This is a genomic window from Anaerobacillus sp. ABA4_114 (genome assembly GCF_056159065.1).
The window spans coordinates 53,609-66,941 of sequence record NZ_JBSWUM010000002.1; the positions used below are offsets into that span (position 1 = coordinate 53,609).

Consider the following 13,333-nt stretch of genomic DNA (forward strand, 5'->3'; position numbering starts at 1 on the left):
ATTAGTTGTCTTTTTATTATGTTCGTCCATATCTTTCTACTAATAATTAATTATCAAATAATACATTTTTGAGGTCTTGAATGAATGTTTCACTTTTGTTCTTTTGATAAATCAACTTGAATAATGGCTTTGATTCATCTGGCTTCAACTCACTCAAGCGGTCTATGACCCATTCCCCTTTTGAAACTCTAGGGTTATAACGTACATTCTCTAATGAATCTTGTAGAGAAGGGTGGTTAGTTTCTTCGCCATTTTCAATGTACTTCATGAAAATGAAAACACTCATCTTATAGTTAAAATAAAATACAGCTTCAGATTCAGATTTATAATGTTGGAATGCCGGATTAATGCTCTCTATAAATGGTGCCACCTCATTATAAAACTCCCTGTCCCTCAAAATATTACCTAATTGGATTAAATCCCCCATGTCCATCACCCCACTAAAAACGTACTACTAAAAAATGGTTTATTGGTCAAGATATTTTAAAAAATCCTTATTATATCCATGTATGTTGTGAAACTCATTAAAACTAGCATTAGGAAGATGCTAATTATGTCTAAGTATATTGTGGGAAGTTTATGTTTTCTAAATAAGATTGCAAAAAGGTCGATAATAATTCTTCCCCCGTCTGTGATACTGAATGGGAACAATAGATTTGCTATGCCCAATGCAATATTTACTAGGATTAGTATGTTTAAGAATATGAGGGGTTCGGGGACGGTCTTTTGCATTGCGTCTACAGCGCCTACCGGTCCGGATAAGTTCTCTACTTTTAAACCGAATATTGTATCAATGAATTGTTTGGAATAATCTTTGGCTAATTCGTAAACATAAGTAACGCTTGTTGGGACTAATTTAGAGATTGATAATCCGTCCGAAACGAGTACACCCAGTTTCAAATCTTGTTTTGATTGATTAACCTTAGTACAACTAGAATGAATACTTTTATTCTCCCAAGTTACACAAAGACTCTCTGATTGAAGTTGTAAAGCTGAATCGAAATCTTGCATGTTATCTAATTTCATATCATTGACTCTTAGTATTTTATCTCCGGATTGTAGACCTAATTCTTCTGCATATGATCCATTTTCAACATCCTTAACTTCAATAGTGGTGTTACCAAATGAAACAAAAGGAGCGAGTAACAGAATTGCTAAGATTATTGCCAACAAAAAGTTACCAATCGGTCCAGCGAGTGCGACTATAATTCGCTTCCATGGTTTTTCCGCGAATAGATAATCAATTGTTTCATACTGAGTGTCTGGACGTATCGAAAATAGCTTTGAAAATTTGCTTTTTGCTGGTTTAGTTTTGTCTATTGGAGTATCTATTTTTGTGACTTTACCAAACGACACATACCCGCCTAAAGGAATGGCTCTAATATGGTAAGTCATCGAGTCAGGGTCTAATTTTCCATCTTCCTTGCTCGAAAAGAATGCAATCTTCACTTTCCCATTTTTCTTTTGGATCCCTATGAGAGAAGGACCGACTCCTACTGAGAATTCAGTAGTTTTGATTCTTAGAAGTTTGGCAGCCGTAAGGTGAAATAGTTCGTGGAAGAAAATGATGAAGTTTAAACAAAGTAAGCTAATTATTATATAAAGAAACGTCATAAAGTACCTCCTGTCCTTTTAAACGTTCCTTCTTGCAAAAGATTTTCCTTTAGAGAGTCTTGCTAAAAATGAAGGTTATTTTCAATTTGAATTTAAATAATACGTAGTGAAAAGACGGTTTTTTCAAAATCTTCGGGGGTATAAAATGAAATTTATAAATAAAACGGTGTTCTTAATAATATTGAGTTTTTTTATCGGTCACTCTGTAAATGCGAAAGTAAATCAGCCTGACATAAATGGAGGATATGGGGTTGCTATAGACGCACAGACTAATGAGATTCTTTATGATAAGAATGCAAATAAAAAAGCTTATCCTGCTAGTATTACTAAAGTAATGACTGCAATTCTCTTAATGGAGAATGTTGAAAAAGGTGAAATGATTAAAACATCTAAATTTGCCTCCATACAAGAAGGGAGCAACTCTGTATTTCGATTAAAAGAAGGAGAGGGAGTGTCCCGTGAGGATGCCCTTAAAGCACTAATGGTTATGAGTGCGAATGATATGGCTGTTGCTATTGCGGAGCATATATCTGGTTCTGAAGAGGAATTCGGTAAATTAATGACTAGTAAAGCTGAGGAGATCGGTACATCAAACACTGTGTTCAAGACAGCAAGCGGGCTGCATCATCCTGAACATCAAACAACTCCTTATGACATGGCATTAATAACGAAAGAGTCTATGGAATACCCTGAGATTTTAGAAGCGATGGCGACTCAATCCACAACGATCAAAACTGATACTAGAGATGTATCGGTTACTGCTAAGAATAAAATAGATGAGTACAATCCTTTAGCGCTTGGTGGTAAGACTGGATACACTAGTGACGCAGGGAATACTTTAGTTGAAATATTACAACAGGGTGAAAAGAAGTTGGTTGTAGTAGTGATGAAAACTAACCTAACTAAAGCGGAAAATGGAGTACCTAATGAATACAATGACATTAATATAATGGCTAACCATGCTTTTAACAGTTTGGTAACAGAAAAAATTGTTACTAAAGGAGAAGTTTATGCAGAGGAAGAAGTCCATGGACAACTGGTATCTTTAGTACCTACAAAGAATTTTTCCCTTTCTGTAAAACAGGGAGAGAAAATAGATTATGAAACTCAAATAGATATTAGCGAAGAGAAAACGAATTTTGAACAGGGTGATATTGTAGGGAGTCTTAAAGTTATTGAAGCTGGAGAAGTGGTAGAAGAAATTCCTCTGGTCACTAATCAAGAGGTTATTTATAAAAGCTCGTTCGCGCTCGGAGATGACGAAAATAGCAGCCTGAGTCCATTGAAAGTCATTTTTATCGGAATTGGAATATCTATAGTGGTCTATTTAATGCTCATAATCTATATGAATATCAGGCACCATAATAAGTTAAAAAATAATCCCTCATAAATTGAGGGATTATTTTTTGTGCAAAAGTTTGACATTAGCTGAGTTCATCAATAGTATTTCTGTACAAAATCTAAAAGTGATTTAATTAATATCCAACACTTTATAGGTGAAAGTACCATCCTTAGCGTCATAAGAAAAGGTTTCATTTATTTTCTTACCTAGCAGAGCTTTTCCAAACTTCGATTCAACGGAAATTTCAGTTATTCCGTTACCAACACTGCCCAGAAGACGAATAGTCTCTTCTTCTCCATCGTCTACTGACTTAACTTTAATATTGTGACCAATCTCAATGTAATCTTTGTTCTGGCTTTCCTTGATGATTGAAGCTTTTCCTAAGATGTACTTAATTTCTGTGAGTTCTTGATGAAGCTTTGCTTGTTCTTCTTTAGCTTCATCGAATTCAGCATTTTCACTTAGATCTCCCTGGTCAGCTGCATTTTCTATCTGCTTTCGGTTTTCAGGGAGTAGAACGAATTCGAGTTCGTCTTTTCTGGATTTATATTTTTGTACTTGTTCATGCGTTAGCTTAAAACTTTTACTCATACAACCACCTCCTTTGATTTATTTAGAAGAATTGTTATATATCCTTACTATGGTGGTTTGTTTTTATAGAAAGGAGGGATGTTATGCTGCCTATACTTATTTATGGAGGATTTGGACTAATTGGCGTTGGTTCGTACTTCGTTACAGTTTCTATTAAAGACTTAAATATGCTCATAAAGGATGAAAGTGAAGGGGTAAGTGTCGACTCATATAATTCTGACAAGATCGAGACGTCGGGAATAGATGTGAGTAAAGGCGAGAAGAAGAAAAAGAAAAAGGGTAAGAAAAAAGAGAGTAAGAAGAAAAATGATAAAGTTGAAAACGACGAAGGGTACTTCGGTGTTGAAGGTTACCAGAAGAGAGAAGCCAATCCTTTAGAAGACGTTTTTGACCCATTTGACAATTCCGAAATTGAACGAGAGGAAGAGTTGGAAGTTGAGGAAAAACGCAATAATCCAATAGAAGAAAAACAAGACAAAGGAAATTACGATATAGAAAATCTCTACGGAGATATAATAGGAGATGTAGAAGAAGGTAGTGAAGTAGACCAGAAGGAAGATGAAACAGAGGAACCTGCTAAAGAGGAGGTTCGATTTGAAGAAGAAGAAGCATTAATCCATGAGGAGAGCGAAGAAGAGGAAAAAACGGTAGAGTCGGAAGAAGTAGAAGAAATAGCAAGTGGATATCAACCTAAACCTGCATTTGATTATGAAGCTTATAAGAACGGGACAGTAGATAAAAATTTTGTTGAGAATGTTGAAGAAGAGAAGGAAGAAAGAGAAGAAGAAAGAGAAGAAATAGAATATCAATCTGAAAATATTTTCAAGGCAAACTATAAATCTGACAATGATGGTTACGGTGAAAAAGAAGGTGAAGATTTTATAGCGGACTCTGAAAAGGAACTTGAGACAAATCTTGAAACACCCCGTTCTGAAGGAAGAAAGGTTTTTGAGGAGTTTGACTGGTATGAAGAACAAGGTTCTATGAAAGACGTGGTTCAGGACCAAGCTGAAGACGAGGAAGACGATGAGTTGGATATGACTCAGTATGAACATCAAAATTACCAAAATAAAATAATGGCAAATGATCGTGCAAGTGAAACGGAAGTTGATGAAGATAGCATTGAAAAGCGATTAGAGAATTTGGCAAAACTGATGGATCAATCAAGAAATAAAAAGAGCTAGTTTTTTAGCTCTTTTTATTTTTTAGAGTAGTAATAGAAACATTAATTGTAGAGTCTATGTTAGTGAAGTTATATATTTGTTCGTGTAAAGAGGTCTGAATTTCTAAAGACATCTCAACTAGTGAGTTTCGTTTAAGGAATTCCTTGTAAACAGATGTCTTAATACTGATTGTAGTATCCTCATTAAAAATATCCACACTTGCTTGTGGGTTTGATAAGAACTGATACTCACCAAGTATCTGTTCTGAAAGTTCTTTAATCGCTTTTGAAGAAATCTTATATTTCCCCTTTTCCACGGTATATCACCTTCCTTATTAGTGCGTTACGTAAAGCGCATTAAAATCCTTGAGTTATACGTTATTTCTTACGTTGAAAATGAATTTCTTAAACAAATTAGGGTCGTCTCTATACTGCTCTCTTTTGATAGAGATAATCTCGTTTAATAACTTAGGCTGCTCTGGTAGTTGCTCTTCTAAAAGATAAGGATAAACGGAGCGAAGTTTTTCAGGCAAGTTCTTCGAAAGTGAAAATAAATCAGCAAATCCTTCTAGATTCTCCTGTGATGTATAAAGTGATAAGAATGAAAAACGTAACGGGGTAGAGTTAATATTATCTATTCTTTTATGTAATAAATCTTGGTTCTCATCTCCGCTCAATAAACCAGTCATCTGTAAATAATATATAGCGTTTAATGGGAAGGGGTTTCGTAAAATTTCATAACCTTCGGATTGTATACGGTTTTCATGGTTGTCCATGAATATAGAATGGTTCTTAGATAAAAACTCAATTAGCGATGGGTGAAAAATGTAGTCTAATTTAGAAGATAATCGAAAAGCTCGCAAGTAAGCTTGGGGGAACTGAGTAAAAGATTTGTATGGATCGTTACATGGAACTAATATCTTCTCTTCTATGTGTTTCAAACCAGAGTATGGATCATATAGATTAATTCCATCATGATACAAAGTATTAATGGTGAAGTCTTTGTTCTCAAACCATTCATCTACAGTCTTATCCTTTTGATAACTTGCTATCTCGAAGTCCCACCCTTTATATCTAAATCTTCCCACTCCAAACTCTAATCCGGCTTCCGTTCCGGTTAGTTGTGGAAATAATATTTTCACCTCAGATATGGTTAATGAAGTCGCTATATCTATATCGTTAGGAGTTGCATCTGCTAATTTATCTCTTATATAACCGCCATACACGACCGCTCTTCCTTGTTTATTCAATGTTTCTAGTATCTCATGAACCGGTTGATCAAGTTTCATAATAAACCCTCCTCATGAATGAAAAATAAATAAAAAGAGGAAAAAAACAAGGAAAAAGACAAATAAATGGAGGTGAGAGGAGGGATTTTTATGGTTAAGTGGTTCTCAATATTTTTAGCTCTTATTGGTTTATTTGTATCCTTTCATTACGGGATAACTGAAACGAAAGGATTTACTTTTTCTTCGGAATTGGATACTTACTTTAATGGATTGTACGCACTATTAGGTTTTCTCTCTGCGGTAATTCTATTACTTGTTTCAGATAGTGGGAAAAAGGAAGAGTCGATTAAAGTAAATGAGGTTGATATTGACCAGGGTGTTTTTGTGAATCTAACAGAAGCTGTACTTAAAGATAAGTCTGAACTTACCGAGTATAAGATCAAATTTGAATATAAAAAAGGTCACGGAAACATTCACGTTATTGCAATTCCTAACCTTACAGAAAAGTTCTCCTTTTCTACGTTTGCAGAAAACACAACAAAAGAAATAGAAGATGGTATTAAGAACTATACAACATTTGAAAAAATTAGCGTTCGATTCTCTTTTAAAAAACGAAAGTAGTAGATTTTAGAACCCCATTATGGGGTTCTTACTTTTAGGTAAGGAGATAATATACAAAAATATATAATTACTATAGAATTACATTATAAGATATTATTTGTTATGGGGGTTTTATTATGGAAGGGATGAAAATTGCAAAAAATGGAGTGTTTTTGCAGTTAGTTTATATTTTGCAACGGTTCACTAGATGGTCTGAGTATGCTCCTAAATTTAAAGATAATTATGCAAGTCACAGCTTCAGAAGTGCGTTACTGGGTGAATTCGCTTGTATGGTCGAGCAGGGGTTGTTCAATAACAAGATTGATATGGAAAAGGTAATGTGTCGATTATTATTTCATAATTTGACAGTGACTAAGAGGGGTTCTATTAAACATAAGACTAAGCATAATGAAATGGTTAAACATCATATAGAAGAATTGAATTTAGAAAAAGGGAAGGAAATTGTAGCCTACCTATCTGAATCCATTCAGCCAAGTTTCTATGACTATATTGTTAATGCCGAAGACGATACACTTGAGGGAAAAATGGTAGATGCGATGGGGAAATTCGATGCCATGTTATTCTGCAAGAGAGAAGTTGAATTCGGTTCAAACTACGTTTTTAAAGATAAGTATGAAGAGTTGTCAAATAAATTAAGAAATCATGATCTCCCTTCAGTGCGTTGGATGATGGAACAGGTAGATGAGGAAGGAGACTTTTATAACTTCCTGTTTAGTATTCTGATGCTTGATCGTGTAGAAAGATGGACAGGGAACCACAACAGTGTTGAAGATGAGGATAGCGTCCATCTATATCGAACCTCAGCGTTGTACGTGTGGCTTACGTTGATTAGTAAGTATGAGGTCAGCGATGACAGAGCGGACGAGCTGCATATGGTAACTGGGTTGTCTAAAGTTTTGGTACATGACGTTCCAGAAGAGTGGACAGGGGATGTGTTGGGACCGGTTAAACATTCAACGCCTGAAAGAAAGAAAGCATTTGAAGTCTACGAACAAAAAGTTGCTATAAAAATGGGGGAACAGTTACCGGAAGTATTAAGAAAAGGGATAACTGACCACATGGTAAATGCTAAGAGTGATGATTATAATGGAATGATGGTAAACATGTGCGATAAGCTTGATGCTCTATTGAAATGTAATATCGAGCGAAGGACGAATGGTTGGCATTATGAAATTAAGTATAGAGAAGAATTGATGAAAGCGCAGGCACGATTCGGGAAAGTACCTGCTGTAATGTTCTTTTTGGCTTTTCCTCTACACGATTTTGATAATCAAATGTTAATGAAAATGATATAAAGAAAAAACCGATCGAATTTAACTCGATCGGTTTTTTAGTAATCCAATTTAGTAGCCTATATAACTTGCGGGGTTTACATAGGTGAATTGCGACCCATTAAACCCATTAGCTAATGAGAAGTGAAGGTGATTACCGGTTGATGTTCCTGCTGAACCCACTCCGGCTATATGTTGTCCTCTGCTAACTCGTTGTCCTTGAGAAACGTACATTTCATTGGCGTACATATGTCCATAGATACTATAAAGTCCTAGCTTCTCGTGCTCAATAACAATCCAATTTCCATAACCATTCGCTGATCGAGCGAATAATACCCTCCCGTCGGCTATTGAATACATTGGAGTTCCTCTAGGAGCTGCGAAATCCATTCCATTATGTAGTCTTTTAGTCCCGTATACGGGATGTATTCTATATCCATACGGTGAAGTGAAGGTATAAGTGCCGCTTCTCATCGGATGAGATATTTTCCCATCGCCAGGTGCTTCTTCTATTTGCGGTTCATTTTCCCCGTTACTACCAGATTCATTATTCGCGCTTTCTTGTTTTTTCTTTTCTTCTTCTATCCGCTTTTTCTCTGCTTCTCTCTCGGCGATAATAGACGCGATTTGTCCCATAAGAGCCTGTTCTGCTGCTTCTTCTTCTTTAATGTGTTCAAGAACTTCTTTTTCTTTTTCCTTATGCTGTGCTAATAATGCGTCTTGTTTCTTTCTCTGCTCAATTTGAGTAGTTTTCAAGTCGTCAAGTTTTGATTTTTGTTGCTTTTGTATCTCCTGTTTTTTATCCAATTCAGCTTTTTGTTCTTTAAGTAGAGCGGCTTTTTCCTTAACTTCTTCGTATAATCGGTCGTTTGCTCTAGTAATATCCTTCATCACTTTTACTCTGTATACAAGATCTTCTAACCCGTCTGATTTGAAGATCATTTCCATCATGCTTACTTCCCCTCGTTTATACATCGCACGAAGGTTTTGGCTTAATGTGTCTTTCTTTTGTTTGAGTTCTTCTTCAGTATCGTTAATTTCTTCAACTTTAGAATCGATTTCCTTTTTTGTAGCATTAATTTTAGCTTCTGAATCTTTAATGCGTTTGTCTGTATCAGCTATTTTTGCTTTTATTTCTTTGAGTTCGCTTTCCACTTCAGCAATATTGTTGTGAACGTGGTGTAACTCTTTTTCTAGCTCTTCCTTGTTATTTTGATTGGTAGAAACTTTGTCTTTTAATTCATCAATCTGTTGATTATATTCGTTTATAGTTCCTTCTGCAAAGGTTGTATTCTGTGGGATCAATAGGCTCAGAGAAAGAGCTGATAGCATGATCATTTTCTTGTTTTTGTTCAATGTCTTCTACCTCCAATGGTATGAAAAGTGTTAAACATCACTTTGGATAGATGTCTTAAAACCCTTTTTGCAAAAGAAAAAACTAGCCGAATAGACTAGTTTAGCAAGTTCTTACTTTTTCTTTTTCACTTCAATAATAGTGGTGTGATTTTTTGTTTCGAATTGGAACAACTCTTTTCCGAACATAGATTTCGTTTCATCTAATAGCGGTATAACAATTGTTTCTCCGTCAACTGATATAGTCAAAAAGCGGTCTTGATCTTCTTCTAGCTCTAAACTACCAATCGTTCCAGAAGTTTTTTTGCCGTTAATTATTACATCTGCATACTTCCCATCTAACGTCTGAGAAAGGTAGTTGAAGACAAACTGAAGTAAGGTATTTTTGTCATTTTCGATAAGTAATCTCATTAAACCCCCTCGCTTTCTGTGCGCCTAACATAATAAAAAGAGTAAATATGTAAAGAAAACATATAAATTATTTGCTGTGATTGATAGGTTGAAAATTAGCATGCAAGTGTTTCTTACTCATAAGAAGGGCTTACAATTTATATTCGGAATAAAATGTCGGGTGGTGAGACTATTGAAAAAAGTATTAATTGGTTCTATTGCTGGCGTTTTAATTGCTATGTCGGCTTGTGCAAGTGATAAAAATGAAATACCTGAACAGGAGATAGAAGTAAAAGAAGGGACTCATATTTATGATGGGTTTTCTCTGGGGACAGAAGTGATACATGAGGATGGCAAAGTTTATCTTGATATTAATCTAGAGAATAAGAATGACAGTGCTGTCCCGCTTCATTACGCTAATTACAGGTTATTAAACATTAGAGTGGTTGATGAAAAGGGAGAAGAAGTATACACAAAGACCGTGAACGAGGATAAGAGAAGAGTGCTCCAGCCTATGGAGAAAATCACTTGGGGGAGTGCTTTCGCCGTAAAAACTAAAGGTAAGCATGATGTAAAAGTAGAGTTGTTGCTGAAGGATCATGATGGTGAAGGTTATTCGTATAAAAAAGAACTCCTAACAACCAATTCTTCTTTTATGGTAAATGATGAAGAGAAAGTAATTTCAGGTACGTATTTACCAAAAGGAGAACAAAGATTGATGTATGCTGGACCTAGTAACGAAGAAGTGGTTATGACAGAAGCTTTTGTATACTTCGATGATAATGGGTTTGCACAATCAGAAAACACAATGAGCGGTACAAATGTATATCTTTCAAATGAGGAAGGGCTTTATTTAATAGATATTGAAGGTCAAACGCTTGAAGATAATCTAATTGAATCGGTTAATGATAATTCGAGAGATTTGCTACTAAAGTATCCTGTTAAAAGCGGTGAGAAGTGGAGTTCTGGAGGAAATGAATATCAAATCGTTTCCGTTGATGAAACCGTAGAGACAGGGGTTAAAACTTATAATAATGCGGTTAAAGTAAAACAGACCAACGGGAATAATATTATATTCTTCTATTATCATAAAGACATTGGGTTGCTAAAAGTTCAAGCTGAAGTGAATGATCGTCTTCGAACTCAGTTTGTTCTTCACAGCATACAGTAATGTATAAGGAGTGGGCTTTTGAAAGTCACAAGAGAGGTCGTAAGAAGTAGTATCGTTAACAATTGGACTAAAAGTTCCTTAGAAAAAGGGTTTAACCCGTCAGAAGCGAGTTATTACTTATTCGATACTCTTTATCGAGGATTGAAACACGACCCTAGATTAATGAAAGAGCTATATAGAACTCTAATTGAATTGAATCATAAGGAAAATAATGTTGCGATGGTTAAGCACTTGCGTGAGAAAGAAAGTGATTTTTTCAAAGGTCAAATAGATAAGGGGTACTATCATGAATAATCAAATTGTTGATCGACTTGCACATTACATAGAAGAGGAATTTGGAAAAGACGAGGGGAAGATTTCTAAACTGAAACATGACATTAGATGTGGAATAGAAGATGCCTTAGAAGATAAGCAAAAACAACTAAATACGTATGAAAAAACCTATAACCGAAAAATCCAAAAGGTTCATTGGTATAACGAAATTAAGTTAAAAACAAGATTGGACTTTCAAGATGAGAATTGCCCTCATATTGATAGAATTTTAAAGTGGTATTCCGATATAGAGGAAGGAATGATCATTAGAAAAAACCATGGTTATAGGGAAAGTGGTGACTCTAATCAAGATGGGATTGCAAAGTGTGAGGTAAATTAAGGTCCCCTTGCAGATTCAAGTCCATAAATGAATGTGAGGAAATGAAGTTTAAGGCTTATGATGAATAAAGGTATTAATGGGATAGTTAGTCCAAGATTCGGGCTAATTATCCTATTTTATTTACATAGTTGTTCGGATGATATAGGTTGTCTTACTTTTACAAAATATGCACTAGGAAAAATAGAAAGATAGTTGAGGTTTTAGTCGTATAAAAGATATGGAAGCGAAGAAGTTAATTCTTTATTTGGGCACTTGGGGTTAGCGGAGCTAGTAGTGCAACCGACCATTTAAACATGGGGGGGTAAACAATGAAAAAGAAGTTAATGATTGTACTTGTAGGATTTGTTATTTTTGCAGGTGGCACACAAGTCTATGCGTCTTCGGTTTTAAATACGAATATAGTCAATTTGATAAGAGTTGGTTTTTCAAACATAGGTTCTTTTTATCAAGATGAAGCGAAAAAAGAGGCGGAACAAGTCCATAAAGATTCTGTTGAGGGAATATCAAAATTTGTAGACGATAAATCGACAGAAGTCATAAACGACATTGAAGGACTTAAGGAAGATGAAATTGATAGAATGCGTACGGAACTTGATAAATATGAGGAAGAAATAAGAGAAGAGGTAGAGGGTATCTCTAAAATGGAGTTTGAAAAGATAAGGAAGAAGTTCGAAATTGAAACTGATAGTAACATCGAGGAAGCGAAAATAGAAATGGAGAGAGTCATTCAACAAAAATTACAGCGGAAAATAAGAGAATAAACAAACCAGAGCCATGGGTATAAGTCACTCATGGTTCTGGTTTGTTTTAATCAGGTGTTCTATAGAAGACATGATCTCTTGAGTAGCTTGTAAAGTAACCTCTGAAGTGGTTTTCTCATTCGGATTATTTAATATAATTGGCTTCCCATAGGTAACTTTTATCTTATTAAAAAGCCTGTAGTTCCCAGTTATAGCTACTGGAATGACGGGTGTATGTGTTTTAAGTGCGAATGTAGCAGCGCCACTTTTACCTTCTCCTAACACACCGGTTTTACTTCGAGTTCCTTCTGGAAAAATACAGATCGGTTTCCCATCACGTAAGAGTTTCATAGTTGTAGTGAGGGCTTTTCTGTCCTTTGTACTTCTATTAACAGAATATGCTCCAAAGTATTTTAATATTGGTGCTGAAAATGTGTTAAAAGCTTCGGACTTTGCCATGAAGTAAATGCGGTGTTTTAGTAACAGCACAACACCTGGGGGGTCATAATTACTAATATGATTCGGGCACATAATATAACGATTATTTTTTGGGATGTTTTCAAGTCCTGTATATTCTATTCTAAATAAGGTCCTGTATAACGCGTACAATATTCTCTTTGTAAGGTAATAAAACGAGTCTTTATTCATCTTCGTTCTCTTCTATAGGAATTAGGTCGTAATAATTCAAATCGTCTCTTGTGAGATTTTTAGTAGCAACTAATTTTTGAAGAACTGCAATGGTAGGTTCGTAAAGCTCTTCTGGAATTTGCTTGGATTCTTCGGTCATTTGATAAATAGCAGAAGAGAGAGCGGGGTATTCCACAAGAGGTATATTCTCCTGTAACGCAAATTCTCGAACCGATTTAGCTTTAGACTTAGAGGTTTTAAGTAGAACCTTTGGGGCAGAATCGATGTCTTTCTTATAACGAAGCGCTACGACATTGTAGTCTTTATTTCCTACAATGAAGGTAGCCTTTTTCAATCGTGACAGGGTTTTATTATTCAAATTCCTATTCCTCCTTTAATAGCTTTTAAGCTTATCTTTAAAAAAGCGGAAAATACCTTCTTTTATACTCTTGAAAAGGAAAAAGATAGAACAAATTGTTCTATCTCTAAAGGTTTAAATTGGCTTATTTGTTTTTGAAAATTAGGTAATGCAAAATTAAATTTAGATAGTGTCTCATAGGCACTAATGAA

General features: G+C 35.2%; 17 protein-coding genes and 1 riboswitch. Of the genes, 8 read left to right on the forward strand and 9 right to left on the reverse strand.

The window, feature by feature from the left end; translation table 11 throughout:
- Positions 1 to 46: 46 nt before the first annotated feature.
- Entirely contained in the window at positions 47 to 427 is a 381-nt protein-coding gene (locus ACXAEY_RS21610; RefSeq protein ID WP_474815034.1) for a hypothetical protein, read from the reverse strand.
- A gap of 56 nt (positions 428 to 483) precedes the next feature.
- On the reverse strand, positions 484 to 1,614 hold the full coding sequence (locus ACXAEY_RS21615) for a site-2 protease family protein (RefSeq protein WP_474815036.1): 1,131 nt from the start codon (positions 1,612 to 1,614) through the stop codon (positions 484 to 486).
- Between the two features lie 145 nt (positions 1,615 to 1,759).
- Between ACXAEY_RS21615 and ACXAEY_RS21620 the strand changes: the two genes are divergently transcribed.
- Complete coding sequence (locus ACXAEY_RS21620; protein WP_474815038.1) at positions 1,760 to 3,004, forward strand: D-alanyl-D-alanine carboxypeptidase family protein; 1,245 nt, start codon at positions 1,760 to 1,762, stop codon at positions 3,002 to 3,004.
- Positions 3,005 to 3,085: 81 nt separating this feature from the next.
- On the opposite strand, the gene ACXAEY_RS21625 is transcribed toward ACXAEY_RS21620, so the two are convergent.
- Complete coding sequence (locus ACXAEY_RS21625; protein ID WP_474815041.1) at positions 3,086 to 3,547, reverse strand: GreA/GreB family elongation factor; 462 nt, start codon at positions 3,545 to 3,547, stop codon at positions 3,086 to 3,088.
- An 83-nt stretch (positions 3,548 to 3,630) separates the two neighbouring features.
- Between ACXAEY_RS21625 and ACXAEY_RS21630 the strand changes: the two genes are divergently transcribed.
- Positions 3,631 to 4,731, forward strand: a complete 1,101-nt coding sequence (locus ACXAEY_RS21630; protein ID WP_474815043.1) for a hypothetical protein — start codon at positions 3,631 to 3,633, stop codon at positions 4,729 to 4,731.
- A gap of 4 nt (positions 4,732 to 4,735) precedes the next feature.
- Here ACXAEY_RS21630 and ACXAEY_RS21635 read toward each other — a convergent pair whose 3' ends face one another.
- Positions 4,736 to 5,026, reverse strand: a complete 291-nt coding sequence (locus ACXAEY_RS21635) for an Asp23/Gls24 family envelope stress response protein (RefSeq protein ID WP_474815045.1) — start codon at positions 5,024 to 5,026, stop codon at positions 4,736 to 4,738.
- Between the two features lie 54 nt (positions 5,027 to 5,080).
- Positions 5,081 to 5,998, reverse strand: a complete 918-nt coding sequence (locus ACXAEY_RS21640; protein ID WP_474815047.1) for a tRNA nucleotidyltransferase/poly(A) polymerase family protein — start codon at positions 5,996 to 5,998, stop codon at positions 5,081 to 5,083.
- Positions 5,999 to 6,088: 90 nt separating this feature from the next.
- On the opposite strand from ACXAEY_RS21640, the gene ACXAEY_RS21645 reads away from it, so the two are divergent.
- Both ACXAEY_RS21645 and ACXAEY_RS21650 read left to right on the forward strand, forming a co-directional pair.
- Positions 6,089 to 6,559, forward strand: coding sequence for a hypothetical protein (locus tag ACXAEY_RS21645; protein ID WP_474815049.1), 471 nt, complete (start codon positions 6,089 to 6,091; stop codon positions 6,557 to 6,559).
- Between the two features lie 116 nt (positions 6,560 to 6,675).
- Positions 6,676 to 7,854, forward strand: coding sequence for a YfbR-like 5'-deoxynucleotidase (locus tag ACXAEY_RS21650; RefSeq protein ID WP_474815051.1), 1,179 nt, complete (start codon positions 6,676 to 6,678; stop codon positions 7,852 to 7,854).
- 48 nt (positions 7,855 to 7,902) lie between these two features.
- On the opposite strand, the gene ACXAEY_RS21655 is transcribed toward ACXAEY_RS21650, so the two are convergent.
- Together ACXAEY_RS21655 and ACXAEY_RS21660 are read right to left on the reverse strand one after the other, a co-directional pair.
- Entirely contained in the window at positions 7,903 to 9,186 is a 1,284-nt protein-coding gene (locus ACXAEY_RS21655) for a murein hydrolase activator EnvC family protein (RefSeq protein WP_474815053.1), read from the reverse strand.
- 111 nt (positions 9,187 to 9,297) lie between these two features.
- Positions 9,298 to 9,594, reverse strand: a complete 297-nt coding sequence (locus ACXAEY_RS21660; RefSeq protein ID WP_474815054.1) for a hypothetical protein — start codon at positions 9,592 to 9,594, stop codon at positions 9,298 to 9,300.
- Positions 9,595 to 9,766: 172 nt separating this feature from the next.
- On the opposite strand from ACXAEY_RS21660, the gene ACXAEY_RS21665 reads away from it, so the two are divergent.
- From ACXAEY_RS21665 to ACXAEY_RS21680, 4 genes are all read left to right on the forward strand, one after another.
- Positions 9,767 to 10,744: a hypothetical protein gene (locus tag ACXAEY_RS21665; RefSeq protein WP_474815056.1), complete on the forward strand. Its 978-nt coding sequence runs from the start codon at positions 9,767 to 9,769 to the stop codon at positions 10,742 to 10,744.
- Positions 10,745 to 10,762: 18 nt separating this feature from the next.
- Positions 10,763 to 11,038, forward strand: coding sequence for a hypothetical protein (locus ACXAEY_RS21670; protein WP_474815058.1), 276 nt, complete (start codon positions 10,763 to 10,765; stop codon positions 11,036 to 11,038).
- A complete protein-coding gene (locus tag ACXAEY_RS21675) occupies positions 11,031 to 11,396 on the forward strand; it encodes a hypothetical protein (protein WP_474815059.1) in 366 nt (121 codons plus the stop codon). Before ACXAEY_RS21670 ends, ACXAEY_RS21675 begins: the two co-directional genes overlap by 8 nt.
- 210 nt (positions 11,397 to 11,606) lie before the next feature.
- Positions 11,607 to 11,690, forward strand: a riboswitch (cyclic di-GMP riboswitch).
- A gap of 14 nt (positions 11,691 to 11,704) precedes the next feature.
- Entirely contained in the window at positions 11,705 to 12,157 is a 453-nt protein-coding gene (locus tag ACXAEY_RS21680) for a hypothetical protein (RefSeq protein ID WP_474815061.1), read from the forward strand.
- Positions 12,158 to 12,181: 24 nt separating this feature from the next.
- Here ACXAEY_RS21680 and ACXAEY_RS21685 read toward each other — a convergent pair whose 3' ends face one another.
- Positions 12,182 to 12,784 carry a lysophospholipid acyltransferase family protein gene (locus ACXAEY_RS21685; RefSeq protein WP_474815063.1) on the reverse strand — a complete coding sequence of 201 codons (603 nt, stop codon included), beginning with the start codon at positions 12,782 to 12,784 and terminating at the stop codon, positions 12,182 to 12,184.
- A complete protein-coding gene (locus ACXAEY_RS21690; RefSeq protein WP_474815065.1) occupies positions 12,777 to 13,142 on the reverse strand; it encodes an EscU/YscU/HrcU family type III secretion system export apparatus switch protein in 366 nt (121 codons plus the stop codon). The genes ACXAEY_RS21685 and ACXAEY_RS21690 overlap by 8 nt, the downstream gene beginning before the upstream one ends.
- Positions 13,143 to 13,333 lie beyond the last annotated feature (191 nt).

Bases quoted from the DNA above. Each gene is read 5' to 3' on its own strand.
- ACXAEY_RS21640 (WP_474815047.1), bottom strand. From the start codon at position 5,998: ATGAAACTTGATCAACCGGTTCATGAGATACTAGAAACATTGAATAAA.
- ACXAEY_RS21620 (WP_474815038.1), top strand. From the start codon at position 1,760: ATGAAATTTATAAATAAAACGGTGTTCTTAATAATATTGAGTTTTTTT.
- ACXAEY_RS21615 (WP_474815036.1), bottom strand. From the start codon at position 1,614: ATGACGTTTCTTTATATAATAATTAGCTTACTTTGTTTAAACTTCATC.
- ACXAEY_RS21625 (WP_474815041.1), bottom strand. From the start codon at position 3,547: ATGAGTAAAAGTTTTAAGCTAACGCATGAACAAGTACAAAAATATAAA.
- ACXAEY_RS21645 (WP_474815049.1), top strand. From the start codon at position 6,089: ATGGTTAAGTGGTTCTCAATATTTTTAGCTCTTATTGGTTTATTTGTA.
- ACXAEY_RS21650 (WP_474815051.1), top strand. From the start codon at position 6,676: ATGGAAGGGATGAAAATTGCAAAAAATGGAGTGTTTTTGCAGTTAGTT.
- ACXAEY_RS21675 (WP_474815059.1), top strand. From the start codon at position 11,031: ATGAATAATCAAATTGTTGATCGACTTGCACATTACATAGAAGAGGAA.
- ACXAEY_RS21660 (WP_474815054.1), bottom strand. From the start codon at position 9,594: ATGAGATTACTTATCGAAAATGACAAAAATACCTTACTTCAGTTTGTC.
- ACXAEY_RS21630 (WP_474815043.1), top strand. From the start codon at position 3,631: ATGCTGCCTATACTTATTTATGGAGGATTTGGACTAATTGGCGTTGGT.
- ACXAEY_RS21685 (WP_474815063.1), bottom strand. From the start codon at position 12,784: ATGAATAAAGACTCGTTTTATTACCTTACAAAGAGAATATTGTACGCG.
- ACXAEY_RS21610 (WP_474815034.1), bottom strand. From the start codon at position 427: ATGGGGGATTTAATCCAATTAGGTAATATTTTGAGGGACAGGGAGTTT.
- ACXAEY_RS21680 (WP_474815061.1), top strand. From the start codon at position 11,705: ATGAAAAAGAAGTTAATGATTGTACTTGTAGGATTTGTTATTTTTGCA.